Here is a 23,700-nt window from a genome sequence, read left to right as displayed (position 1 = left end):
GCGGGTTTTCCGCGGCGAATTGGGCATTGGCGCCACTTTTGCGGCGCCAATGTGTTAATTTACCGGAACAACGACAGGATCGTTTGCGGTGCCTGGTTGGCGATTGACAGGGACTGAACGCCAAGTTGTTGCTGCACTTGCAGCGCTTGCAAGCGCGCCGAGGCTTCTTCCATGTCAGCGTCAATCATGGTGCCGATCCCAGACTTCAACGCGTCAGAAAGCTTGCTGACGAATGAATTCTGGCTGTCGATCCGTTTCGCCGATGCACCAAGCGCCGCTGCGCCATCAATTGCGGTGGTCAAAAACGTTTCAAGTTCACCAAGTGCGGTGGCGGCCGTTGCTGTGTCGGTGATTGCGGTCAGGTTGCCGACCAGATCGACGTCGGCTTCAAAATCGACGCTATCTACGGTGATAAGTGTCGGCGTCGGTGCCGCTGTGCCCACGCGGTCAAGTGAAGACAACACGTTAAGCCCGGTGCCGCCGTTGCCGTCGACATCTGTTGCCAACAGGTTCGCGCCGTTGAATTGCGAAGCGGCGACAATTGACGCAACTTGCGCAGCCTTTTCATCCATGTCCGCCTGAATTTTGGCAAAATCGACGTTTTCAGACTGGGCCGCAACGGCCAACTGCTTCATTTCCTTGAGGGTTTCAACGATCTGTTCTGCACCGGCGGATGCAACCGCCACAGTCGACTCGCCAAGCGAAAGGCTGTCTGAAATCGCCTTAAAACCCGCAACGTCGGATTCCATGACCTTTGAGATCGCCCAGATCGCCGAATTGTCTTTGGCTGATGCGACTTCTTTCCCTGTCGAAATCATCGACTGGGTTTTTGAGAGATCGCCGTTGATGGATTTCAGTGTTTGCAGCGCGACCATTGCGCTGTTGTTTGTCAGAATACTGGACATGTTTCATGGTCCTATTTGAGGGGCGCATTTTGCGCCGGGTTTATTCAGGAAACCGTGGATTTCCCACGGAATGAAACGTCGTTCTGACGAGGTCACTGCACCAAAGTGGGTGGGCAGCTAGCCGTTTTGGCGATGTCGTTAGGTTGACCAAACTTCACTGAACAATGCGTTAATGCCGGTACCGCATGAACAAACAATTTGATCTAATTTACGCCTTCTTTTCGACGGCAGATTGCTGCACGGGAACCATGGCCAACGCACCCGACTGATCATAGATATTCAACCCGCTGCGGACCGTCTGTAACGCGTCGATCCTTTTGCGCGCGGCATTTACGCCCGCAATTGCTGCGGCAAACAGTCTCTGGTTTTGCGCGAGCATGTCGCGAATCGTCTGAATGCTCTGCTTGCTAGGCTGCCGGTTTTCCAGCGCCTGAAGCTGCGCAGATTTGGTGTTTTCTAAGGCCAAGAGCTGGCCGAATTTGCCAGACTGAAGTGCCGCGCGCTCTGCTTGCAAGGTCGCGATCAGCGCCGTTATTTCCGAATCATGCATGCCATTTCGCCTTCATCGCCTCGAACAACGCTTCGGCCAGTCCGATTCCCCCCGCCTTCACCATTTCATTGGCCTGTGCTTCGCGCAAAAACGATCCGAATTGCTCTTCTCCGGGGCCGCCGCTGAATGGCCCGTTTTGCGCCCCGAGCCCCGTCGATTTCAGCATTTCCGCGAGGAATGAAACCTCGAGCTGTTGCGCGGCTTCGCGCAGTTTTGCGTCGTCGGTAATATAGTCTGGCAGCTGTGGCGCGGATCGCGGCGCAGGCAATGCGGGTATGGCTGTCATGTGGGACTCCGTCGAAAGTTTTTTACACTGTGGCAGCGATCCGTAAACAATCAGTAAGTATTTTGGACGAAAAAGGGCGTGCACAGATTCTATCGGAGCACCGATGATACCCTTTTTGCTACCCGAGCCGTCAGCCAAAGCCGTGCAAGCAGGCGTTGCAGCGCAAACGCCATTGCTGGACGTCAATGCGTTGACCTTTGCCGAAATGCTGGACGGGTTCCGCGTGGCGGCGGCCGAAGAAAACCTATTAAACGTTGAAGATTTTGTGCCGTCCGATACGCCTTTGGACGTGCCAGAGCAAAGCGCCGAAGAACCAGAAAACCCCGAACTGACCGAAGCCGAACTGTCGCCGCAGCCAGAAATTGCGCTGCGCGATTCGGTGCCTTTGGAAATTCCGGCAAAGTCGCCGACAGGGCCTGCCGCCGATCTCTCCGATAGCGATAATAGCACCCGCAAATCCGCGCCGCCCCTTGCAAGCCGCGCACAGACCGTGTTCGAGAGTAATTTATCCCCAATTCCGCCCGCAGAGAAACCGGTGTTCGGGGAAGTAGAGCGTGTTTCTCAGAGAATTTGGGGTGCGCCCGCAGACGGGCCGAACCTGCAAAAAAACCTCGCGGTTGCGATGGTGCCGCCGGTTCGTAAGCTGGCAGCAAAAAGTGATTATAACGAGGCGCACCTGCGACCTAGGGGGCGTCAGGAAACCATCGAATCCGCCGCGCTGCTTCAGCGACCGGTGCCAACGGGCGCACCAATTGCGGTCACGTTTCAGCATGAAGTCACGGCGCCCCAGCCCATCGCCGCGCCCGCAGCGCTAGAGGGGCTTTTTGCGGCGCCGGTGGAACGCGCAGCGCATGTGCAGTCGCAAACGTCGCATGTGCAAACGTCTGCAATGCCAGCTGAAACCGCGCGTCATGCGGCCGCCCAGATCGCGGTCGCTGTCACAGAGCGAGCGGGCCGCCCGACCGAAATCGCTCTCAACCCCGAAGAATTGGGGCGCGTGCGCATGACAATGTCGGCGGTTGATACATCGCTCACTTTGGTTGTCACCGCTGAGCGTCAGGAAACCGCTGACCTGTTGCGCCGCCATATCGAAACCTTGGCGCAAGAGTTCAAAGATCTTGGTTACAGCGATATCTCGTTTTCGTTCGCGAACCATGGCGATGCGCCTGATGCAGAGCCTGAACGCCTTGCGGCTACGGGCCGCCCCGCGATCGAAAACGAAGAAACCGCTGCGCCGGAAACCGTTCATTTGGTCGCAACCAGCGGTCTGGACATCAAATTATAGGAGCCGACAATGGACGTAGCGACTACAACACAGGCCATTGGCGCGGCCACACCTGCAGCGGCGGCGACAGGGATCAGCGCGGATTTTGAAATGTTTCTCAAGATGCTGACAGTGCAAATGCAAAATCAGGATCCGTTAAACCCTGTTGATTCAACGGATTATGCAACACAGCTTGCAACTTTTTCCGGCGTCGAACAGGCAGTGATGACAAATGATTTGCTAAAGGCGCTGAGCGCGCAGCTAACATCGGGGGGGCTTGCGGATATGGCGGCTTGGGTCGGCAAGCAGGCGCGCGCCGCGACGCCAGCGTATTTTACCGGCCAGCCAGTTACCTTGGCGCCAAATCCCGCGGCTTTGGCGGATCATGCGGAAATAATTGTGCGCAATGAACGCGGGGTCGAAGTGCAGCGGTTTGATGTGCCGATCAGCGCGGAACCGGTCGAATGGGCGGGGGTCGGTACGGGTGGTTATCCGTTTGCGGATGGGCTTTATTCGTTCGAGCTCATCAGCTCTTTGGAGGGTGAAGTGCTGACCCAGGATGCGGTCGAAGTTTATAGCACAGTCACAGAAGTACGCGCGCAGGCCGGCGAAACGATCCTGATTCTGAAGGGCGGCGTTGCGGTTGCCGCAACCCAAGTCAGCGCCCTGCGTGATCCGGTTTCCTAGAACAAAGTGCCCAGCCAAATCCCGCAGCCAACCAAGACGCCCCCAAGCGCCATCCAGCGGAACTGTTCGCGTGCGGTTGTCGGTCTTTGCGGCGGGATAGGGTTGTTGCGGCGGATCAACGCCTCTTCGGCGAGGCGCGGCAATTGCGGCCCGAACCGCGACAGAATCATCGCGGTTTTGCCAAGATCACGCAGCAGCGCCTTTGGTCCGATGCTTTGTTTGATATAGCTTTCGACAACGGGTTTTGCGACCTGCCAGATATTCATATGCGGATCAAGTGACCGCGCAACGCCTTCGACAACAACCATTGTCCGTTGCAGCAAGATCAATTCGGTTCGGGTTTCCATGCCAAAACGTTCAGTCACTTCAAACAGGTAACTCAGCAAGCGGGCCATCGAAATATGGCTGGCGTCCATCCCGAAAATCGGCTCTCCGACGGCGCGCAGTGCGCGGGCGAATTCATCCACATCCTGATCGGCGGGGACATAGCCTGCCTCGAAATGCACCTCGGCGACGCGCTGGTAATCCTTGCGAATAAAGCCAAACAGAATTTCGGCATAGACACGGCGGGTGTATTCATCAATCCGGCCCATGATGCCGAAATCATAGGCGATAATATCGCCGTTTTCCGCGACCTTAAGGTTGCCTTGGTGCATGTCGCCGTGAAAATAACCGTCGCGCAGCGCATGGTTCAGGAACAGTTGCAGCACACGCGTGGCCAGCACGCTGCGGTCATGCCCCGCCGCATCAAGGGCGGCATTATCACCAATGCTGTCGCCCGCCGCCCAATCAAGCGTCATCACCCTGCGGCTGGACAGATGCCAGCGAATGCGCGGCACCTGAAACCCGTCGTCGCCGTCTGTGTTAACTGCAAATTCCGCCGCGGCAGAGCTTTCGAGCCGCAGATCCAACTCGCCCATCACTATGCCTTCGAAATGGGTGATGACATCCATGGGCCGCAAGCGCCGTGAAGCGGGCGACAGGAATTCGATGGTGCGCGCAGCGAAATAAAAGGCGTCGATATCCTTGCGGAATGCTTTTTCGATGCCCGGGCGCAGGATTTTTACGGCAACGGCCTCGCCTGTATCTGCCAGATGCGCCTTATGGACCTGCGCCAATGATGCGGCCGCGACAGGTTCTGAAAACGTGGTGAACAGGTCTTCGGCAGATGCGCCCAATTCGCGGGCGATGGTGGCTTTGGCCTTGTCCATTGAAAACGGCGGTAGCTGGTCTTGCAGCACCCGCAATTGCTGGGCCATATCATCGCCAACCACATCGGGGCGGGTCGAAAGTACCTGCCCGAATTTGATATAGGCAGGCCCGAGCGCCGTGAGCGCGCGCGTCGCTGGCGGCATCGACAGATCACCCTTGTAGCCCAGCCATTGAAACGGCCAGACCAGCGCACGCAAGGTGATCCACAGCAAAGGCCCTGCGTCAAAGGCATCAAGCACGATTTTCATCGCGCCGGTGCGTTCAAATGTGGCGCCGGTACGGATCAGGCGGATGATGTTGTGCGGGCCGCGCATCTATAGTTTCCAACCCGAATGCAGCGCCGCGATCCCGAGCGACAGGTTGCGATATTTCGCGTTCCCAAAGCCCGCCGTGCGCAACATGCCAAGAAACGTATCCTGATCGGGGAAATTGCGGATCGATTCGACAAGATATTGGTAACTGTCACGGTCGCCCGCGATCAGCTGCCCCATGCGCGGAATCACGTTAAACGAATAGGCGTCATAGGCCGCCTGCATCATCGGGTTGGGTAGCTGGCTGAACTCAAGCACCATCAAACGCCCGCCAGGTTTCAGCACGCGGAAGGCTTCGTTCAATGCCTCTTGCGGGCGGGTCACGTTTCGGATGCCAAAGCTGATCGTGTAAACGTCGAATGTATTGGCATCAAACGGCAGCGCCATCGCATCGCCAACAACCCAGTCCAGACTGTCCGACATGCGTTCTGCTTCGGCGCGTTTGCGCCCCTCGATCAGCATGGATTCGGTAATATCAAGCACTGTCGAATGCCCGCGTCCGGCCCGTTTGAGAAACCGGAATGAAATATCGCCGGTGCCGCCCGCCACATCAAGCAGGCGCTGATCAGGGCGCGGGGCCAGCCAATCCATCATTGCGTCTTTCCAAACCCGATGAATGCCGACAGACATGACATCGTTCATGATGTCGTATTTGCTGGCCACAGAGGAGAACACACCCTGCACACGGCCTGCTTTTTCGTCTTCGCGGACGGTCTCGAATCCAAAATGGGTGGTTTTATCTTCGCGCTGGCTCATGTCATTCTTTCGGCTCAAGTGTTAGCAATGAGTTATACGCAGTTCGCGCCAGAGACAAACTGTCAATCTGCCACGGGTGAAAGTGGCGGCATTTCGGGTTTTTCTGCGCGCAGGGCCAATGCAATCAAAAGGGTGCGTAGATGCCGGAACTCCCCGAAGTCGAGACGGTCAAAGCGGGCATCGCGCCCGCGATGGAAGGCCAGCGGATCCTGCGCGCGGATGTGAACCGCCCTGACCTGCGTTGGCCGTTCCCTGAAAACATGGCGGCACGGCTGACGGGCGCGCGCGTGTTGGGGCTGCGGCGGCGGTCGAAATATATACTGGCGGATCTGGACCGCGGGGAAACTCTGCTTATCCATCTGGGGATGTCGGGGCGCATGTTGGTGTCGGGCGTGAAGATAGGTGAATTTCATCATCCGCATCCGGCGCCCGCAAAACATGATCATGTTGTGCTGCATATGGAAAACGGGGCGCGGGTCACGTTCAATGATGCGCGGCGCTTTGGCGCGATGGACCTGCTGGATACGGCAACCCAAGATGATCACTGGCTGATCCGTGACATCGGGCCGGAACCTTTGGGCAATACATTTGACGAAACCTATCTTGTTGACCGTTTGCGCGGCAAAAATTCCCCGATCAAAACGGCGCTTCTGGACCAACGGATTGTTGCGGGTTTGGGCAATATCTATGTCTGCGAGGTGCTGTTTCGCGCGGGCATCCACCCTAAACGCAAAGCCGGACAAATCAGCGCGCGCCGCGTCGCGACCCTTGTGCCGCTGATCCGCACCGTTCTGGCCGAAGCGATCGCCGCAGGCGGGTCATCCTTGCGCGATTACCGGCAATCGGATGGTGAACTGGGATACTTTCAGCATGTTTTTCAGGTTTACGGTCAGGAAGGCAAACCATGCCTAACATCCGGATGCAAAAAGACAATTCAGCGAATCGTGCAGTCCGGACGCTCAACTTTCTTTTGCCCGCAATGCCAAAGATAGCTTGCACCATGCCCCGCCTTTGCTAAGCACTAAGGCAACATATGGTAAAAGAGAGCATAGGCATGGCCTTTGAAAACATCATTGTCGACGTCAGCGATAATATTGCGACGATCACATTGAACCGCCCCGACGCGATGAATGCGCTAAACGGTCCGTTGCTGCGTGAATTGTGCAAGGCGCTCGAGCAGGCGGACGCAAATTCCAAGGTGCGCTGCATCATTATTACCGGATCGGAAAAGGCCTTTGCCGCCGGTGCGGATGTTGCCGAAATGGCCGACAAATCGTTTGTCGATATGTATACGTCCCAACTGTTCGAGCCGGAAACAACGCGGTTCAACAAGACACGCAAGCCGATCATCGCGGCCGTATCGGGCTATGCGCTGGGCGGTGGCTGTGAACTTGCCATGATGTGCGATTTCATTATCGCTGCGGATAACGCCAAGTTCGGACAGCCTGAAATCAATCTGGGCATCATTGCAGGCATGGGCGGGACACAGCGTCTGACGCGGTTTGTCGGCAAGGCGAAATCAATGGAAATGCATCTGACAGGGCGGTTCATGGACGCCGAAGAAGCCGAGCGCAGCGGGCTGGTTAGCCGTGTCGTACCTGCCAAAAAACTGCTTTCCGAAGCTCGGGCAAGCGCCGAAAAAATCTCCGAGAAATCCCAGATCGCCGTGATTGCTGCCAAAGACGCGGTATTGCGCGCGTATGAAACAACTTTGGCCGAAGGCCTGAATTACGAACGCCGCGCCTTTCAGGCCCTGTTCGCAACCGAGGACCAATCCGAAGGCATGGCAGCATTCCTAGAGAAACGTGAACCACAGTTCCGCGATCGCTAGTCGTTTAGGGGTTTCTTTTCTGGCGAATCTCGCCTAATAGCCCCGTCATACATGCGTGTGAGGCCCGCTTTGGCTAGAACAACCGGTTCTGAACCCGGTCGGGGCTTATTGCGCTATTGAATTTTAATTTGACCCGACGAAGGGAAAGACCACATGGCAAACTCACCACAGGCGAAAAAACGCGCCCGTCAAAACGAAGCCCGCTTTGCAGTCAACAAAATGCGCCGTTCGCGCATCCGCACTTACCTGCGCTTTGTTGAAGAAGCGATTGCATCCGGCGATCAGGCAGCAGCAGCAGCAGCTTTGAAGGCTGCGCAACCTGAACTGATGCGCGGCGTGACCAAAGGCGTTGTTCACAAAAACACAGCAGCCCGCAAAATTTCGCGTCTGGCTGCACGTGTAAAAGCAATCGCCTAAATCTTCTGATTCTCCGCGCTACTCGCGGCGGAAAATCGCCAAAAGACGCGTCCCAAGCGGGGCGCGTCTTTTTTTATTTAGTGTTGTCTATTTGCGCGAAAATTCTCTGATTTCAGCAGGCCGACAGATTCTTTTTGCCCAATCTCAGAGTCAAGGACGATGTTATGTTGAAGGTGCCGCGCAGAGCTTGCTAGTTTGTCCGAGCGATTCACATCGTTCCGGGGGGACATGAGGGATGAGCGGCTTTTTCGAGGGTAAAACGTATACGTTTTACCGGATGGTAATTGTTGCAACTTCTCATGCTGTGCTGGTTGGAACCAAACCGTCTTCGGGTTGTTTCAGCGTGTGCAGGTCTGCACTTTTGCCAAAGGCTGCTCTTTGGTGATTTTGCCAGTTATGTTGCCCTGTCTGCCGCTCAGGCGCCGTTCTACCAATTTGGTTTGGTAGCTGGGCGTTCAGGCCTATGAATTTGATAAATGATTCTTGTTTAGGTGGGGACACATCTAAGCACAGGTGATCTTTTGTCTGTTGAAACATGTGGACCGCAGCGGGCGTTGGCCCGGTGATGACGGCATGTGTTTGGGGACATATATTGAAGATGACGCACGATACTTGGGCAAAAGTACAATCAACGTTAAAAGGTGCGCTGGGCGCGAATAACTTTTCGAGCTGGATCGAGCCGCTGGCGTTCTCGGATCTTTCGGCGGGCGTCATGACCTTTCACGTGCCGACCAATTTTATCGGCAACTATGTGTCGCAAAATTTCGGTGACCAGATCATCTATCATATGAACCAGAAAGGCGCCGCTGTGCGCCGGCTGGAATTTGCCGTGCCAGCCAACAAAGCCTCTGCCGTATCGGCGCCCAAGACCGCCACCGCGCCCAAACCTACGGCGACGGCAGATATTTCCGGCGCGCCGTTGGACCAGCGGTTTACCTTTGATACTTTTGTCGTGGGCAAGCCTAATGAACTGGCCCATGCCGCCGCCCGCCGTGTCGCCGATGGCGGACCCGTGACGTTCAACCCGCTTTTTCTTTATGGTGGTGTCGGGCTTGGGAAAACCCATCTGATGCACGCCATCGCGCATGAATTGAAACAGCGTTCGCCTGAATTGAACGTGCTTTACCTGTCGGCCGAACAATTCATGTACCGGTTCATCACGGCCCTGCGCGAACGCAAAATGATGGATTTCAAACAGCTTTTCCGGTCGGTCGACGTGCTGATGGTGGATGACGTGCAATTCATCGGCGGCAAGGACAGCACCCAAGAAGAGTTCTTCCACACCTTCAACGCGCTTGTCGACGGGCAAAAGCAGATCATTATCTCGGCCGATCGTGCGCCCGGCGAAATCAAAGATCTCGAAGAGCGGATCAAATCGCGCCTGCAATGCGGGCTGGTCGTAGACTTGCACCCGACCGATTACGAATTGCGTCTGGGCATCCTGCAATCCAAGGTCGAAGTTTACGCCGCGCAATACCCCGATCTGGAAATTGCGAACGGCGTTCTGGAATTTCTCGCGCACCGGATTTCAACCAACGTGCGCGTCCTTGAAGGCGCGCTGACACGGCTGTTCGCATTTGCGTCACTTGTGGGCCGCGAAATCACGCTTGAGCTGACCCAAGATTGCCTGTCGGATGTGCTTAAGGCATCGGATCGCAAGGTTACCGTTGAAGAAATCCAGCGCAAAGTGTCAGAGCATTACAACATCCGCCTGTCCGATATGATCGGGCCAAAGCGCGTGCGCAATTATGCGCGGCCGCGGCAGGTCGCCATGTATCTGGCCAAACGGATGACCAGCCGGTCACTGCCCGAAATCGGGCGGCGGTTTGGCGGGCGCGATCACACGACCGTCATGCACGGCGTCAAACGGATCGAAGAGCTGAAAATCACCGACAGCCAGATCGCGGATGATCTGGAACTCTTGCGCCGCGCGCTCGAGGAGTAAGCTCGCTTGACGCGGGTGCACCCATCGTTAACAGTTGAACAAAAGCACTTGAGCCGCGCGGGAAATGCAGTACATTTCCCGTCCCGGCGGCCAGGCCACCAAGATATGCGGAGCATTGGGACATGAAATTCAGCATCGAACGCGCAGCCCTGTTAAAGGCGGTCGCACAGGCCCAATCCGTCGTTGAGCGGCGCAACACGATCCCGATCCTTGCCAACGTGCTGATCGAGGCCGAAGGCGCCGAAGTCCAGTTCCGCGCAACCGATCTTGACATCGAAGTTGTCGACCGCGCCCCCGCAATGGTGGAGCGCGCAGGGGCCACAACCGTATCTGCCGTAACGCTGAACGAAATCGTGCGCAAACTGCCTGACGGTGCACTGGTGTCATTGACCGAAGACGGCGCATCAGGGCGGCTCACTATCGAAGCCGGGCGGTCGAATTTCTCACTCGCGACATTGCCCAAAGAAGATTTTCCCGTGATGGCGACATCCGAATATGCCGCGAATTTTGCAGCGCCCGCACCGGTGCTGCGCCGCCTGTTCGATAAGTCGAAATTCGCGATCTCGACCGAAGAAACCCGCTATTACCTGAACGGCGTCTATATGCATGTCGCCGAAAGAGATGGCGGCAAGGTTCTGCGCTGTGTCGCGACAGATGGTCACCGTCTGGCGCGCATCGACGCCGAATTGCCTGAAGGGGCCGCTGAAATGGCCGGCGTGATCGTGCCGCGCAAAACGGTTGGCGAGCTGCGCAAGCTGCTTGACGACGATGAAATGCAGGTCGCGGTATCTGTGTCCGAGACAAAGATCCGTTTTGCGACGCCCGATATCACGTTGATTTCAAAGGTTATCGACGGCACCTTTCCCGATTACACACGCGTAATCCCGCAGGGCAACACGCGTCGCATGGAAGTCGACGCGAGCGAATTTGCCAAAGCCGTAGACCGTGTTGCGACAGTATCGTCCGAGCGGTCGCGCGCGGTGAAATTGTCTTTGGATGAGGACCGCCTGATCCTGTCCGTGAACGCGCCTGACAGCGGTGCCGCCGAAGAAGAGCTGGCCGTGGCCTATGGTGACGAGCGGCTGGAAATCGGGTTTAACGCCAAATATCTGCTGGAAATTGCCAGCCAGGTAGACCGTGAAAACGCCGTGTTCATGTTCAATTCTTCGGGCGATCCGACATTGATGCGCGAAGGCAACGACATGTCGGCAGTTTATGTCGTCATGCCAATGCGGGTTTGACGGGTCCAAAAATTCTTAGAATTTTTGCCCAAGGATTTGTCCCAAATCCTTGCCGCCAGATATGACAGGTCTTGCTTTTTCTCAACTGGTGCTTTCGCACTTTCGGTCGCACAAACGGGTTGCGATTGACCTTGATGCGCGCCCGATGGCCCTGTTTGGTCCCAATGGCGCGGGCAAAACCAATCTGATCGAAGCGATTTCGCTTTTGTCTCCGGGCCGCGGATTGCGCCGCGCGGCCACCGATGATTTGACCCGCCGCCCCGAAGCGCTGGGCTGGAAAATCAACGCGACATTGCAATCCCTGCAGCAGGTCCACGAGATCGAAACATGGGCGGAAACCGGATCGGCGCGACAATTGCGGATCGACGGCAAAGCCGCCCCGCAAACGGCGCTGGGGCGTGTCGCGCGCATCTTGTGGCTGGTTCCGGCAATGGACCGGCTGTGGATCGAAGGCGCGGACGGGCGGCGCAGGTTTCTGGATCGCGCCACGCTCAGCTTTGAGCCGCGCCATGCCGAGGCCGTTCTTGCCTATGAAAAAGCCATGCGCGAACGCAATCGCCTGCTCAAGGACATGGTGCGTGACGCGCATTGGTATGCGGCGCTCGAGGCGCAGATGGCTGACGCGGGCGCGCTGATTCAAGCCAACCGCGCCCGCACAATTGCGGCGCTGATCAAAGCGCAAGAAGCCGCAACGACCGCCTTTCCAACGGCTGCACTGGCCCTGACCAGTCCGGATCCGATTCCGGAAGATATGCGCGCATTGCTGGCCGATAACCGCAGCCGCGATATGGCGGCTGGCCGCACGTTGATCGGGCCGCACCGCGCTGATTTGCACGCTGTTTTCGCGGATAAGGGTGTTGATGCGAAAGATTGCTCAACCGGTGAACAAAAGGCGCTTTTGATCAGTCTTATTCTGGCCAATTGCCGCGCCTTGGCTGCTGAATTCGGCGCGCCGCCTATCTTGCTTTTGGACGAGGTCGCAGCCCATCTTGACGCGACCCGCCGCGCCGCCCTTTATGATGAAATCTGCAATCTGGGCGCACAGGCGTTTATGACGGGCACCGGACCTGAATTATTTGCAGAGCTGGGCGCGCGCGCCCAATATGCCGAAGTGACTGAAACTGCAGGGCAATCCACCCTGACCCGAAAGGAAAGCCCATGACACCGCAACGCGTCACATTAATCACATTGGGCGTCGCCGATCTGACCCGCGCAAAGGCATTCTACGCAGCCCTTGGCTGGGCGCCGACATCTCAAACCGAAGGCGTGGTGTTCTACCAAATTAACGGCATGGTGCTGGGCTTTTTCGGGCTGGAAGATCTGGCCAAGGATCAGGGCCGCGCTGGCGCCCCGCTAGGCACGGGCGCGATGACACTGGCGCAAAATTTCGCAACCGAGGCCGCGGTTGATGCGGCCTTTGCCAAAGCGCTGGATGCGGGTGCTACATTGCTCAAGGCGCCGGAAAAGGTGTTTTGGGGCGGGTATTCCGGCTATTACGCCGACCCTGACGGCCATGTCTGGGAGCTGGCCCATAATCCGTTCTGGCCGCTGAATGACGATGGCAGCCTGACCCTGCCCAAAGGTGATCATTGATGGACATCGAAATTGTAAACGAAATTGATCTTTCGCCCGCGCAGGACCAAGAAATTGCTGCGCTATTGCACGAAGCATTTGGTGCCGAATTCGGCGGGCGTTCGTTCTTTCAGCAGCGTCACCATCTGCGCCTGATTGCGCGGATAGATGGGAAAATGGCCGGACATGTTGCGCTGACGTACCGTGTCATCGGGCAAGGTGGTAAAATGATCCCGATTCTCGGACTGGCAGAGGTTGCGACGGATAAAACCTATCGTGGGCAAGGCGTTGCCCGCACTCTGGTCACCAAATCGCTGGACATCGCAAGTGACAGCCCCGCAGAATTTGCGCTGCTGTTCGGCGACCCTGCGCATTATCATCGCTACGGGTTTCAAGCCGCCGTAAATAGTTTGCGCAGTCTCGATCTTGAAAACGGTGTCTCTAAGGGCATCAAGATCGGCCCTGATGATAGTTTTATGGTTGTTGCGACGGGCCAAACGACTTGGGATCCGCAGGCCGAAGTCGATCTGATGGGGCGCAAATTCTAGATGACCGTCACAGCGTATGATCTGCTGCTTTATGCAGGGGCTTTGTTTGTCTTGTTCCTCACGCCCGGGCCGGTTTGGGTCGCGTTGCTTGCGCGGTCGATGACGGGCGGGTTTCATGCGGCTTGGCCATTGGCCATTGGCGTGGCGGTCGGCGATATTTTGTGGCCGTTGGTGGCGGTGCTGGGCGTGAGTTGGCTGGTTTCCGAATTTGCGTGGTTTATGGACGTGCTGCGCTGGGTTGCGGTTGTGGTGTTTGTGTTAATGGGGGTCGCGTTGATCCGGTCCGCCGGAAAGGCGCTATCGCACAACAATCGCCTGACCCGGCCAGGCATGTGGGCGGGGTTTGTGGCCGGGTTGGCCGTGATCATCGGCAACCCCAAAGCGGCACTTTTCTATATGGGTATCCTGCCCGGTTTCTTTGATCTGACGCGGATGACAGTGCTAGATATTGCCGCGATTTGCACGCTCAGCTTTGTGGTGCCCTTGATCGGCAACCTCGTGCTTGGGCTTAGCGTGGACCGTGTGCGCGGGGTGCTCAAATCGCCCAAAGCCCTGCGGCGGATGAACCTGACGGCGGGCTGGTTGTTGATCGGCGTGGGCGCGGTAATTGCACTGACATAGGCGCGGCCTTCGGGAGCTCGCGGCGGGTTTCAAACCCGCGGTCGCCGCTGTGAAGGCTTGCGGAAAACCACAGACGGCGCGGTATGTTCGATGTCGGCTGAAAACCACAAAATCTTGTGGCATTGGCGTGACAATACCGCGCATATCGCATATATTTTGCGCATAGAGATACAGGAAAAAATACATGGTCGACGACACCAAGAAGCCAGAAGAATACGGCGCAGATTCTATTAAGGTTCTCAAGGGGTTAGAGGCGGTTCGCAAGCGCCCCGGCATGTATATCGGGGATACTGACGACGGGTCCGGTTTGCACCATATGGTGTATGAGGTTGTCGACAACGGCATTGACGAGGCTTTGGCCGGTCACGCCGATCATGTTTATGTGAATATTAACGCTGACGGCTCGGTCACGGTGGGTGATAACGGGCGCGGCATTCCGGTGGGCATCCACGAGGAAGAAGGCGTGTCAGCCGCCGAAGTCATCATGACCCAGCTGCATGCGGGCGGCAAATTCGACAGCAATTCCTATAAGGTTTCGGGCGGTCTGCACGGCGTTGGCGTGTCCGTTGTGAACGCGCTGTCCGATTTTCTGGAACTGCGCATCTGGCGCGACGGCAAGGAGCATTACGCCCGTTTTGAAGGCGGCTTTACCACCGAACATTTGCGAGTTGAAGGTGATGCAAACGGGCGCAAAGGCACCGAAGTCACATTCCTTGCCTCGCTAGAGACATTCAGCAACCGCGATTTCGAATTCACCATTCTTGAAAAGCGCCTGCGCGAACTGGCGTTCCTGAATTCCGGCGTGCGGATCATTCTGCAGGATTTGCGCCCGACAGAGCCGTTGAAGGCTGATCTATTCTATGAGGGCGGCGTTAAGGAATTTGTGAAATACCTTGACCGGTCCAAGACTCCACTGATGGAAGCCCCGATCTATGTTTCCGGCGAACGCGATGACATCGGGGTCGAGGTCGCGATGTGGTGGAACGACAGTTACAATGAAATGGTGCTGCCGTTCACCAATAACATCCCACAGCGCGATGGCGGCACGCACCTTGCGGGTTTCCGTGGCGCGCTGACCCGTGCGATCACAAAATACGCAACCGAAACCGGCATTTCCAAAAAGGAAAAAGTATCGCTTACCGGTGATGACGCCCGCGAAGGGTTAACTTGCGTGCTGTCTGTCAAAGTACCGGACCCCAAGTTTTCGAGCCAGACCAAAGACAAACTGGTCAGCTCTGAAGTGCGCCCCGCCGTTGAAAACCTGATGGGCGAGAAACTGAACGAATGGTTCGAAGAAAATCCCGCGATTGCGAAGTCTATTATCGGCAAAATCGTCGAGGCCGCCGCCGCCCGTGAAGCAGCCCGCAAGGCCCGCGAAATCCGCCGTAAATCCGCGATGGATGTGAATTTCAACGCCTCCAAGCTGAAAGATTGCTCTGAAAAAGACCCGTCAAAGACCGAAGTCTTTCTGGTCGAGGGTGATTCTGCCGGTGGTTCCGCGCAAACGGGTCGCGACCGTCAGACACAGGCGATTTTGCCGCTTAAGGGTAAAATCCTGAACGTTGAACGTGCGCGTTTTGACCGGATGCTGAACAGCCAGGAAATCGGCACATTGGTCATGGCGCTTGGCACCGGAATTGGCCGCGACGAATTTAACATCGACAAGCTGCGTTATCACAAGGTCATTATCATGACCGACGCCGATGTTGACGGCGCACATATTCGTACACTTTTGCTGACGTTCTTTTTCCGTCAGATGCCTGAACTGATCGAAGGTGGATACCTCTATATCGCGCAGCCGCCGCTTTATAAGGTGTCGCGCGGCAAATCCGAAGTGTACCTGAAAGATCAGGCCGCGATGGATGAATACCTGATCGAACAAGGCACGGATGGCGCGATGCTGCGTCAGGGTAACGGCGAAGAAATCGCCGGTGCCGATCTGCGCCGTGTGGTCGAAATCGCCCGCCAGCTTAAGCGGGTTCTGGATGCATTTCCAACGCATTACCCGCGCCACATTCTGGAACAGGCCGCCATTGCAGGGGCATTTGTGCCCGGCGTGATCGAACAGGATCTGCAAGGCACCGCCGACCGCGTCGCCGCCCGTCTGGACCTGATTGCGCTGGAATGGGAACGCGGCTGGCAAGGCCGGATTACCCAAGACAAGGGCATGCGGCTGGCCCGTATCCTGCGCGGCGTCGAAGAAGTGCGCACACTGGACGGCGGCATGCTCCGGTCGGGCGAGGCCCGCAAGACCGGCACGTTTACCCAAAGCCTGCAAGAGGTCTACGACCTGCCCGCCACATTGGTGCGCAAGGACCGGAGCCAGCTGATTCACGGGCCTTTGGACCTGCTAAAGGCGATTCTGGACGAAGGCGAAAAAGGCCTGTCGTTGCAACGCTACAAGGGCTTGGGCGAAATGAACCCCGACCAGCTTTGGGAAACCACATTGGACCCTGATGCGCGTACCTTGTTGCAGGTAAAGGTCGAAGACGTTGCCGAAGCGGATGATCTGTTTACCAAGCTGATGGGCGATGTTGTCGAACCACGGCGCGAATTTATCCAGAACAACGCGCTGAACGTCGAACATCTGGATTTCTAGCCGCGCTATAACGGTGGTTTGTCGGATCGTGCCACCCATAGCCCAAAGACCGCAGGCGCCACGCCGATGATGCAGGTGATCCGCAAGATATGCATCACCGAGACATAGGTGACGTCTTGGTCAAGCGCGAGCGTAAGCAGCGCCATTTCTGTCAGCCCGCCGGGTGAAAAGGCAAGGAACGCCTGGCTGATGGGGATGCCGCTTGCCCAACCTATCGTCAGTGCAAAGACGGTGGCGACGATCAACATGCATCCGCTTGCGGTTGCGGCCAGCAAGATATCGCGCCCGACTTGGGCGAAGGTTGCACCTGCGAACCGGCTGCCGATGATTGTGCCCATTGTGATCTGTGCTGCGATGATAAACAGCGTTGGCGGTGAAACCGTGACCAAACCCGCGATATGGGCTGCCGCGCTCAGGATCATTGGGCCGAACACGGGCGCGGCGGGTATCCCCAGCCGCGTTCCCGACCAATTGCCCAAAACTGCGCAGCCTGCCAGCATTGCGTAATCTGTCCAGACCAATGCGTTGAGTGGCACCCAGCGGGTTGCGCCGCGCGTGCCGCTTGTTACCCCAAGCACAAGCCCGAAGAACAAGGCAACAAAGACAATCACCAAAAGAACACGCGCCGCATGAGCCAGCGCGATGCGCCGTTCATCACCGCCCGCCTGTCCGCCAAGCAGCAACATTTCATTCAGCCCGCCGGGCATTGCCGCATAAAACGCGGTAATCCGGTCATAACGGCCAAGCCGGCGATAAACCGCAAATGACACCACCGACGCAACCGCGAGATAGACAGGCAAAGCAATCAACGTGAAGATCCATTGCTGGAGCAAGCCAAAGATTTCCGCTGTCACGCTGGACCCCAGCAGCACGCCAATGACAGGAATCGCAATGGGCCTTAAACGGATCGGTGCCTGGACCGGTACATGCAGCATGGCGGCAACGGTGGTCACCATCATCGGGCCAAGCATCCATGGTAGAGGGAGCCCCGCCAGATAGGCGCATATCCCGCCGATAATCCCGATAAAGACAGCCAAGCCCTGCGCGCGCAATTGCGTTCTGGATCGGTCGGCAAGGGGCATTTGCGCAATCACTCCGGTAGTCTGCACATCCGGCGTAAGGCGATCAGCGGCCTAGGTCAACGGCGTCGCAAAACCTGTCAGAGACCGCCGATGTGATGCGTCCCGCGTTTTTTGGCCAATGCGATCTGCTTTTGACGTTCACGGAAACGGTCCTTGTCGTCGGCGGATGTTTCGTGCGCACATTGATGGCAGGCGACACCTTCTTCGAATTCGGGGCGGTTGCGATCTTCGGGCAGGATCGGGCGGCGGCATGCATAGCACAGCAGATGCGGCCCTTCTTTAAGGCCGTGGCCCACGCTGACGCGCGCGTCAAAGACAAAGCATTCACCGTCCCAGGTGCTTTCTTCCTGCGGGACTTCTTCAAGGTATTTCAGGATACCACCCTTCAGGTGGTAAACATCCTCAACCCCTTGGCCCATTAGGAAATTTGTCGACTTTTCGCAGCGGATGCCACCGGTGCAAAACATCGCAATCCGCTTGTTGTGAAAGCGGTGCTTGTTCTCTTCCCACCACGCGGGGAATTCGCCGAATGTCTTTGTCATCGGGTCAATCGCGCCGTCAAAGGTGCCAATCGCGACTTCATAATCATTGCGCGTGTCGATTACGGCGACATCGGGCGCCTTGATCAATGCGTTCCATTCGGCGGGTTCGACATAATGGCCGGTGCCATTGGCGATCGGGTCCACATCGGGCTGGCCCATGGTGACGATTTCGCGCTTTAGCCGCACCTTCATCCGGTGGAATGGCGGCACGGTTGCGGTGCTTTCTTTCCAGATGAAATCGGCGCAACCCGGCAGGGATTTGATATGCGCGATCACCGCGTCAATCCCGGCGCGGCTGCCTGCGATGGTGCCGTTGATGCCTTCTTTGGCCAGCAAGAGCGTCCCGCTCACCCCTTGGGATTTGCACAGATCCAAAAGCGGCCCGCGCAACGCAGCGGGGTCATCGAATCGGGTGAAGTGATAGAGTGCAGCTACGGTATACATGGGGGTCAAATACGCCTGTTGATTTGTCAGGGCAAGCGACGAGATGCCGCAATCGCCAGACCGTCCGCAACGGCGGTAAAGGCATCGCTGCGTTCAAGCGCGGCCTGCGGAAATAGCGTGGTCATGGCGTTTTCGACGACATGCAGCAGGCTTGAGCCACCCACAAAAACGATCTTGCCGATCTTGTCGGGGGTCACATCGGCCATGCGTAAAGTGTCGGCCGCACATGTGCTGATTTCGGCCGCATGCGGTGCCAGAATGTGACCCAGCTGCACCTTGTCAAACCGCGCCCAAAGATCGCGCGCGACCACGCGCAAATCGACTCCGGTCTCGGCGACATCGGGCTTGTTTATGTGGATTTTTCCGGCCTCGACCGCAAAGGCAATGTCATGCCCCAATTCCATATCCAGCACCGCTTGCAACCGGCCAAACAGCGCCGGATCAACGCCAAGTTTCGCGAAATCTGCCGCCATGCGTTTGTTTTCGGGCGTATAGGTGAACGGGATTTTCTGCCATGTCGCAAGGTCATTGAAAATCGCGTTTGGGGCGGTGTGGCGCCCCGTGCCGATGGCGTTGCGCACCTCAGAGCCGCGACCGAGCAGCGGCATGACCTGATCAATACTGATGGCGCGGTCGAAGTCGGTGCCGCCGACGCGCACACCGTGGCTCGCGATAATGCGGGTGGCGTCGCCATCGCGCTCAAACAGCGAAAAATCAGATGTCCCGCCGCCGATATCAACGATCAGCCCAAGCTCGCCCGTATCCAGCGGCCCGCTTGCCAGCGCGGCGGCCTCTGGTTCATACATGAAATGCACGTCCTTGAACCCGGCCATCAAATAGGCTGCGCGCAGGTCAATTTCGGCTTGGGCATTGCGCGCATCATCGGTTGAATGAAACCGCACGGGGCGACCGGAAAGGGCAATATCATAGGTCTGGCCGGTTGCGGCTTCGGCGCGTTCGCGGATCATCCGCAAGAACCGCGCGACGACCTCGATCAATGTCAGGCGTTCATAGGCGACCTGCCGTTTTTCGTGCATCAACGGGGTGCCCAAGACTGATTTGAGCGCACGCATAAACCGCCCCTCGCGCCCGTCGATCAGGGCCGCATTGGCAATTGATCCGTAGGTCGTCACCTTGCGGTCAAAATCAAAAAACACCGATGTTGGCAGTGTCTTGCGCCCCGGTTCAACTTCAATCAGGAACGGCCGGCTGCCGGCAAGAACGCCCGCAGCGGTATTTGACGTTCCAAAGTCGATCCCCAATACTGCCATAACAAAGCCTCTTATCCAGAAGACCGCGCATGTAAGCGACAGCACGGGATGCGTCAACCGACCAATTCTTGTCCAAAGAATTGGGTCAAATCCACAGGAGGGTTTGCATGCAGGCTTTTGTCAAAAGCCTGCATCCGCCGGATCGGCATTTGCCACGAAAAATACGCAATCCTGCTCGCAGCACCTCGCATTCATTGCTAGTCTGGCAGCAAAACAGGAGACCAAAGAATGACCCACGCGCTTATCGTCATCGACGTTCAGAATGATTTTTGCCCCGGCGGGGCGCTTGCCGTTGCGGGCGGTGACCAGATCGTTGCAGGAATTAACGATGCGATGGATGATTTTGACGCCGTCGTCCTGACCCAGGACTGGCACCCCGCAGGGCATTCGTCCTTTGCGAGCAGCCACGATGCGGCCCCGATGACCCTCACCCAAATGCCCTACGGACCGCAGGTTCTTTGGCCTGATCACTGTGTTCAAGGCACCGATGGCGCCCAGTTCCATGCAGGTCTTGCCGTTGACCGCGCCGACCTTATCATTCGCAAAGGCTATAACCCCGCAATCGACAGCTATTCAGCCTTCTTTGAAAACGACCAAAAGACACCGACCGGATTGAAAGGGTATCTGCGCACCAGACAGATTTCCAAGCTAACACTTGTCGGGTTGGCTACGGATTTTTGTGTGCACTATTCGGCAGTAGATGCCGCCAAACTGGGGTTTGATGTAACCGTGCAGGTGGATCTGTGCCGCGCGATCGATTTTGACGGCTCGCTTGCCTCTGCAACGCAGGCCATGACTGCGGCAGGTGTGACGTTGGCGTAATTGCCAGCAAAACTAAATGCAAAAAGCCGCGGCGCGCCGCTTTGCAGCCCCTTGCCACGCTGGGCTGCAATTGGTCTAACACCGCTAACGGGAGGACGACCAAATGGTTGATATCGCAACACGTGTCTGGAACCACAAATGGAAGATCGACCCCATCGTGCGGTCGCTCATCGATACGGATTTCTACAAGCTGCTGATGTGCCAATCGGTGTTTCGCAACCACCCGAACACCCAAGTCACGTTCTCATTGATCAACCGTTCCAAATCGATCCGCTTGGCGGAATTGATCGACGAAGGCGAATTGCGCGAACAACTGGATAACATCCGCTCGCTCCGCCTGACCCGTGGCGAATCCACATGGCTGCGCGGCAATACCTTCTACGGTAAGCGACAAATGTTCCGGCCCGATTTCATGGAATGGTTCGAGAACCTGCAACTGCCGCCCTATCACCTTGAAAAGGTCGACGGGCAATTTGAACTCACATTCGAAGGCTCATGGCCCGAGGTCATGCTCTGGGAAATTCCCGCGCTCGCCACGATCATGGAACTACGGTCGCGGGCGGTGCTGCGCGACATGGGCCGGTTTGAATTGCAGGTGCTTTACGCGCGGGGCATGACCAAACTGTGGGAAAAAGTCGAGCAATTACGGCCCATTGAGGGGCTCAAACTCGCTGATTTTGGCACCCGCCGCCGCCATTCATACCTCTGGCAGGATTGGTGCGTGCAGGCGATGATGGAAGGGCTAGGCAACAGCTTTACCGGCACATCCAACTGCCGGATCGCGATGATGCGCGAGATCGAGGCAATCGGCACCAACGCCCACGAATTGCCCATGGTCTACGCCGCCCTTGCCGACAGCGACGCGGCCCTGCTGCAATCGCCTTATGATGTGCTGTCGGATTGGCAAGACGAACACGACGGCAACCTTAAAATCATCCTGCCAGATACGTTTGGGACCAAAGGTTTCCTTGACCGCGCGCCTGATTGGCTGGCCGATTGGACAGGCATGCGGATCGACAGCGGCGACCCCGCAACAGGCGCCGAAAACGCGATCAACTGGTGGAAATCACGCGGCGAAGACCCGACGAAAAAGCTGGTGATCTTCTCGGACGGGCTCGACGTTGATAAAATCATCGAACTGCAACGGCAATTTAAGGGGCGCGTGCGCGTGTCCTTCGGCTGGGGCACGATGATGACCAATGATTTCAAAGGACTGACGACAGGCGACGCGCTCGCCCCGTTCAGCCTTGTCTGCAAAGCCATCAAAGCCAACGGCCGCCCCACCGTAAAACTCTCGGATAATCCGAATAAGGCGATGGGACCATCCGAGGAAATCGCAAGGTATAAGCGTGTGTTCGAGGTAGGCGAGCAGGAAGGTGTTGAGGTGGTGGTTTAGAAGAAAGCTGAAATTAGAAGGAGGTAGCAAAGCCAACTAAAAAACGCCGTCGCTAATAAGTTGAATAACACACTCCAACGCAGCCGGAATCCTTGGAGCAACCTCATTGCAGTACGAGTCAATTCAAACTCTGCCGGGTCATTTTTATGAACAGCGAATGAATACACAGATGAAATTAATATAACCATCGCAACAGTATGTAGCGGTTTCTCAGCAATTTGGGTCGTTGCCCAGATGATTCCTGGGTGAATAGCGACAGTGAATTCTGGGTCCATTCTTGCTAAGAATGTTACTGATATTATAAAGCCAAATAGCGCAAAAAATGAATTTCGTATGGACTCGGTTCTGGAAAGCTTTTTTTGGTCGAAGTGCTTAATCTCGGCGCGCGAAACTTCTAGAGACGCATTGAGTTCGTCTCGGTTGAATTCTTTCTGACCTGCTTTGCGAATGTCTTCAGCGTGGCTTTTTTCAAACGACCGCGCATAAGCTAGAATGCCTGAGGCTCTAAAGAGTGCCTTCTCATTTCTAAACCGTTTGTAACGAATTACCGCGCGATACAAGGACTGCTGAGTACGTTGTGCCCATTCTATAGAGGTATCACTCATGTGTTCGGTTAGTTCGGTAATTGCGTCGTGTGACGGATCATGATGCTGGTGGGTATGCGCCATGTCTTTTAGAAAATAGAAAACCTGATTTGCTAGCAACCTGACAATAGTTCCGCTGGCGTCGTCAACACCTACGGGCCTCTGTTCGCAGTCTATTTCAATTTTACCTGAACGTGAAAGCTTGAATGTTGCGCGTGCTAGACAATGTTCGTCGGCAAGCTCATGCAGGCTATTGATTGTTGTCCCAAAACTGTCTGTTTCAGTATTTTGTAGGTACTTACGTATGTTTTTTATTTCGGATCGGCTGCTGGTATAGGAGAGTACATAAACCGTACCGCTTAGTACCTCTCCGTCACATTCTATTTTAGTGGAAGCTAAAAAGGTAAACTTGCCGCTAACCCCTACTAGGTAATTCGCAATCTTTTCACGAAAGTAAGCCCCGAGTTCGGAATGTCGGGTGTATGGCACAAGTACGTCAAGCAAATCTCTTGTCTGACAGAAGCAAGACTCTAAATTCGAACGTACTACGATGCTTTGGGTTGGATAACTTGAACTACCAATAGTATTAAAAGATAGATGACCTGTTACCGTCGGAACCCAACCACAAAACCTCATACAGACTAGACTCTACGTCCCATTACATCATCAAGCGCTTCTGAGCTAAGCCTCTGTTGAGCAATCAATTTACGGGACTTGAGCCCAATAGCTAGACCTTCGCTGGTACGTCTGTCGATCATGCTCGACGGTTCACGTAAGATTCCTAGGAAAGCTCGCTTAATGCCCGGATAGTAAG

Annotated in this window: 23 protein-coding genes; 14 read left to right on the top strand and 9 right to left on the bottom strand. The window is 56.3% G+C overall.

What is annotated here, in order from left to right:
• Nucleotides 1–59: 59 nt before the first annotated feature.
• From BM320_RS12160 to BM320_RS12150, 3 genes are all read right to left on the bottom strand, one after another.
• Nucleotides 60–905, bottom strand: coding sequence for a flagellin N-terminal helical domain-containing protein (locus BM320_RS12160; RefSeq protein WP_090200712.1), 846 nt, complete (start codon nt 903–905; stop codon nt 60–62).
• 208 nt (nt 906–1,113) lie between these two features.
• On the bottom strand, nt 1,114–1,455 hold the full coding sequence (locus tag BM320_RS12155) for a hypothetical protein (protein ID WP_090200710.1): 342 nt from the start codon (nt 1,453–1,455) through the stop codon (nt 1,114–1,116).
• Nucleotides 1,448–1,741 carry a rod-binding protein gene (locus BM320_RS12150; protein ID WP_090200708.1) on the bottom strand — a complete coding sequence of 98 codons (294 nt, stop codon included), beginning with the start codon at nt 1,739–1,741 and terminating at the stop codon, nt 1,448–1,450. The genes BM320_RS12155 and BM320_RS12150 overlap by 8 nt, the downstream gene beginning before the upstream one ends.
• A 103-nt stretch (nt 1,742–1,844) precedes the next feature.
• Between BM320_RS12150 and BM320_RS12145 the strand changes: the two genes are divergently transcribed.
• Nucleotides 1,845–3,026: a flagellar hook-length control protein FliK gene (locus BM320_RS12145; protein WP_090200706.1), complete on the top strand. Its 1,182-nt coding sequence runs from the start codon at nt 1,845–1,847 to the stop codon at nt 3,024–3,026.
• A 9-nt stretch (nt 3,027–3,035) separates the two neighbouring features.
• Entirely contained in the window at nt 3,036–3,692 is a 657-nt protein-coding gene (locus tag BM320_RS12140; RefSeq protein WP_090200704.1) for a flagellar hook capping FlgD N-terminal domain-containing protein, read from the top strand.
• On the opposite strand, the gene ubiB is transcribed toward BM320_RS12140, so the two are convergent.
• Nucleotides 3,689–5,218: a 2-polyprenylphenol 6-hydroxylase gene (ubiB, locus tag BM320_RS12135; protein WP_090200703.1), complete on the bottom strand. Its 1,530-nt coding sequence runs from the start codon at nt 5,216–5,218 to the stop codon at nt 3,689–3,691. The genes BM320_RS12140 and ubiB overlap by 4 nt on opposite strands.
• A complete protein-coding gene (gene ubiE / locus BM320_RS12130; protein ID WP_090200701.1) occupies nt 5,219–5,971 on the bottom strand; it encodes a bifunctional demethylmenaquinone methyltransferase/2-methoxy-6-polyprenyl-1,4-benzoquinol methylase UbiE in 753 nt (250 codons plus the stop codon). It abuts the gene before it with no gap.
• 140 nt (nt 5,972–6,111) lie between these two features.
• On the opposite strand from ubiE, the gene mutM reads away from it, so the two are divergent.
• From mutM to gyrB, 10 genes are all read left to right on the top strand, one after another.
• Nucleotides 6,112–6,963 (top strand): bifunctional DNA-formamidopyrimidine glycosylase/DNA-(apurinic or apyrimidinic site) lyase, encoded by an 852-nt coding sequence (gene mutM / locus BM320_RS12125; protein ID WP_090200699.1) that lies wholly within the window; start codon nt 6,112–6,114, stop codon nt 6,961–6,963.
• A 62-nt stretch (nt 6,964–7,025) separates the two neighbouring features.
• A complete protein-coding gene (locus BM320_RS12120) occupies nt 7,026–7,802 on the top strand; it encodes an enoyl-CoA hydratase (RefSeq protein ID WP_090200697.1) in 777 nt (258 codons plus the stop codon).
• A gap of 153 nt (nt 7,803–7,955) precedes the next feature.
• Nucleotides 7,956–8,219 (top strand): 30S ribosomal protein S20, encoded by a 264-nt coding sequence (rpsT, locus tag BM320_RS12115; protein ID WP_090200696.1) that lies wholly within the window; start codon nt 7,956–7,958, stop codon nt 8,217–8,219.
• Between the two features lie 598 nt (nt 8,220–8,817).
• On the top strand, nt 8,818–10,164 hold the full coding sequence (gene dnaA, locus BM320_RS12110) for a chromosomal replication initiator protein DnaA (protein WP_090201537.1): 1,347 nt from the start codon (nt 8,818–8,820) through the stop codon (nt 10,162–10,164).
• A 122-nt stretch (nt 10,165–10,286) separates the two neighbouring features.
• The gene (gene dnaN, locus BM320_RS12105) at nt 10,287–11,405 is read left to right on the top strand and encodes a DNA polymerase III subunit beta (RefSeq protein ID WP_090200693.1); all 1,119 of its coding nucleotides are present in this window, start codon (nt 10,287–10,289) and stop codon (nt 11,403–11,405) included.
• 61 nt (nt 11,406–11,466) lie between these two features.
• Nucleotides 11,467–12,567 (top strand): DNA replication/repair protein RecF, encoded by a 1,101-nt coding sequence (recF, locus tag BM320_RS12100; protein WP_090200691.1) that lies wholly within the window; start codon nt 11,467–11,469, stop codon nt 12,565–12,567.
• A complete protein-coding gene (locus BM320_RS12095) occupies nt 12,564–12,998 on the top strand; it encodes a VOC family protein (protein ID WP_090200689.1) in 435 nt (144 codons plus the stop codon). Before recF ends, BM320_RS12095 begins: the two co-directional genes overlap by 4 nt.
• Nucleotides 12,998–13,525, top strand: a complete 528-nt coding sequence (locus BM320_RS12090) for a GNAT family N-acetyltransferase (protein ID WP_090200687.1) — start codon at nt 12,998–13,000, stop codon at nt 13,523–13,525. The genes BM320_RS12095 and BM320_RS12090 overlap by 1 nt, the downstream gene beginning before the upstream one ends.
• A complete protein-coding gene (locus BM320_RS12085) occupies nt 13,526–14,146 on the top strand; it encodes a LysE family translocator (protein WP_090200686.1) in 621 nt (206 codons plus the stop codon).
• Between the two features lie 184 nt (nt 14,147–14,330).
• Nucleotides 14,331–16,745 (top strand): DNA topoisomerase (ATP-hydrolyzing) subunit B, encoded by a 2,415-nt coding sequence (gene gyrB, locus BM320_RS12080; RefSeq protein ID WP_090200685.1) that lies wholly within the window; start codon nt 14,331–14,333, stop codon nt 16,743–16,745.
• A 5-nt stretch (nt 16,746–16,750) separates the two neighbouring features.
• Here the strand turns inward: gyrB and BM320_RS12075 are convergent, their stop codons facing one another.
• From BM320_RS12075 to BM320_RS12065, 3 genes are all read right to left on the bottom strand, one after another.
• Complete coding sequence (locus tag BM320_RS12075) at nt 16,751–17,827, bottom strand: AbrB family protein (RefSeq protein WP_090200683.1); 1,077 nt, start codon at nt 17,825–17,827, stop codon at nt 16,751–16,753.
• Nucleotides 17,828–17,904: 77 nt separating this feature from the next.
• Nucleotides 17,905–18,813 (bottom strand): oxygen-dependent tRNA uridine(34) hydroxylase TrhO, encoded by a 909-nt coding sequence (trhO, locus tag BM320_RS12070; protein WP_090200681.1) that lies wholly within the window; start codon nt 18,811–18,813, stop codon nt 17,905–17,907.
• A gap of 26 nt (nt 18,814–18,839) precedes the next feature.
• On the bottom strand, nt 18,840–20,084 hold the full coding sequence (locus BM320_RS12065) for an Hsp70 family protein (RefSeq protein ID WP_090200680.1): 1,245 nt from the start codon (nt 20,082–20,084) through the stop codon (nt 18,840–18,842).
• Between the two features lie 228 nt (nt 20,085–20,312).
• On the opposite strand from BM320_RS12065, the gene pncA reads away from it, so the two are divergent.
• Together pncA and pncB are read left to right on the top strand one after the other, a co-directional pair.
• Complete coding sequence (gene pncA / locus BM320_RS12060; RefSeq protein ID WP_090200678.1) at nt 20,313–20,906, top strand: bifunctional nicotinamidase/pyrazinamidase; 594 nt, start codon at nt 20,313–20,315, stop codon at nt 20,904–20,906.
• A gap of 103 nt (nt 20,907–21,009) precedes the next feature.
• Complete coding sequence (gene pncB, locus BM320_RS12055) at nt 21,010–22,302, top strand: nicotinate phosphoribosyltransferase (protein ID WP_090200677.1); 1,293 nt, start codon at nt 21,010–21,012, stop codon at nt 22,300–22,302.
• On the opposite strand, the gene BM320_RS12050 is transcribed toward pncB, so the two are convergent.
• Nucleotides 22,299–23,390 carry a hypothetical protein gene (locus tag BM320_RS12050; RefSeq protein WP_090200675.1) on the bottom strand — a complete coding sequence of 364 codons (1,092 nt, stop codon included), beginning with the start codon at nt 23,388–23,390 and terminating at the stop codon, nt 22,299–22,301. The two genes, pncB and BM320_RS12050, sit on opposite strands and share 4 nt — an antisense overlap.
• Nucleotides 23,391–23,700 lie beyond the last annotated feature (310 nt).

The sequence above is a fragment of the Yoonia tamlensis genome, from assembly GCF_900115105.1.
Lineage (GTDB): Bacteria > Pseudomonadota > Alphaproteobacteria > Rhodobacterales > Rhodobacteraceae > Yoonia > Yoonia tamlensis.
This window is presented reverse-complemented; position numbering and strand designations above follow the sequence as displayed.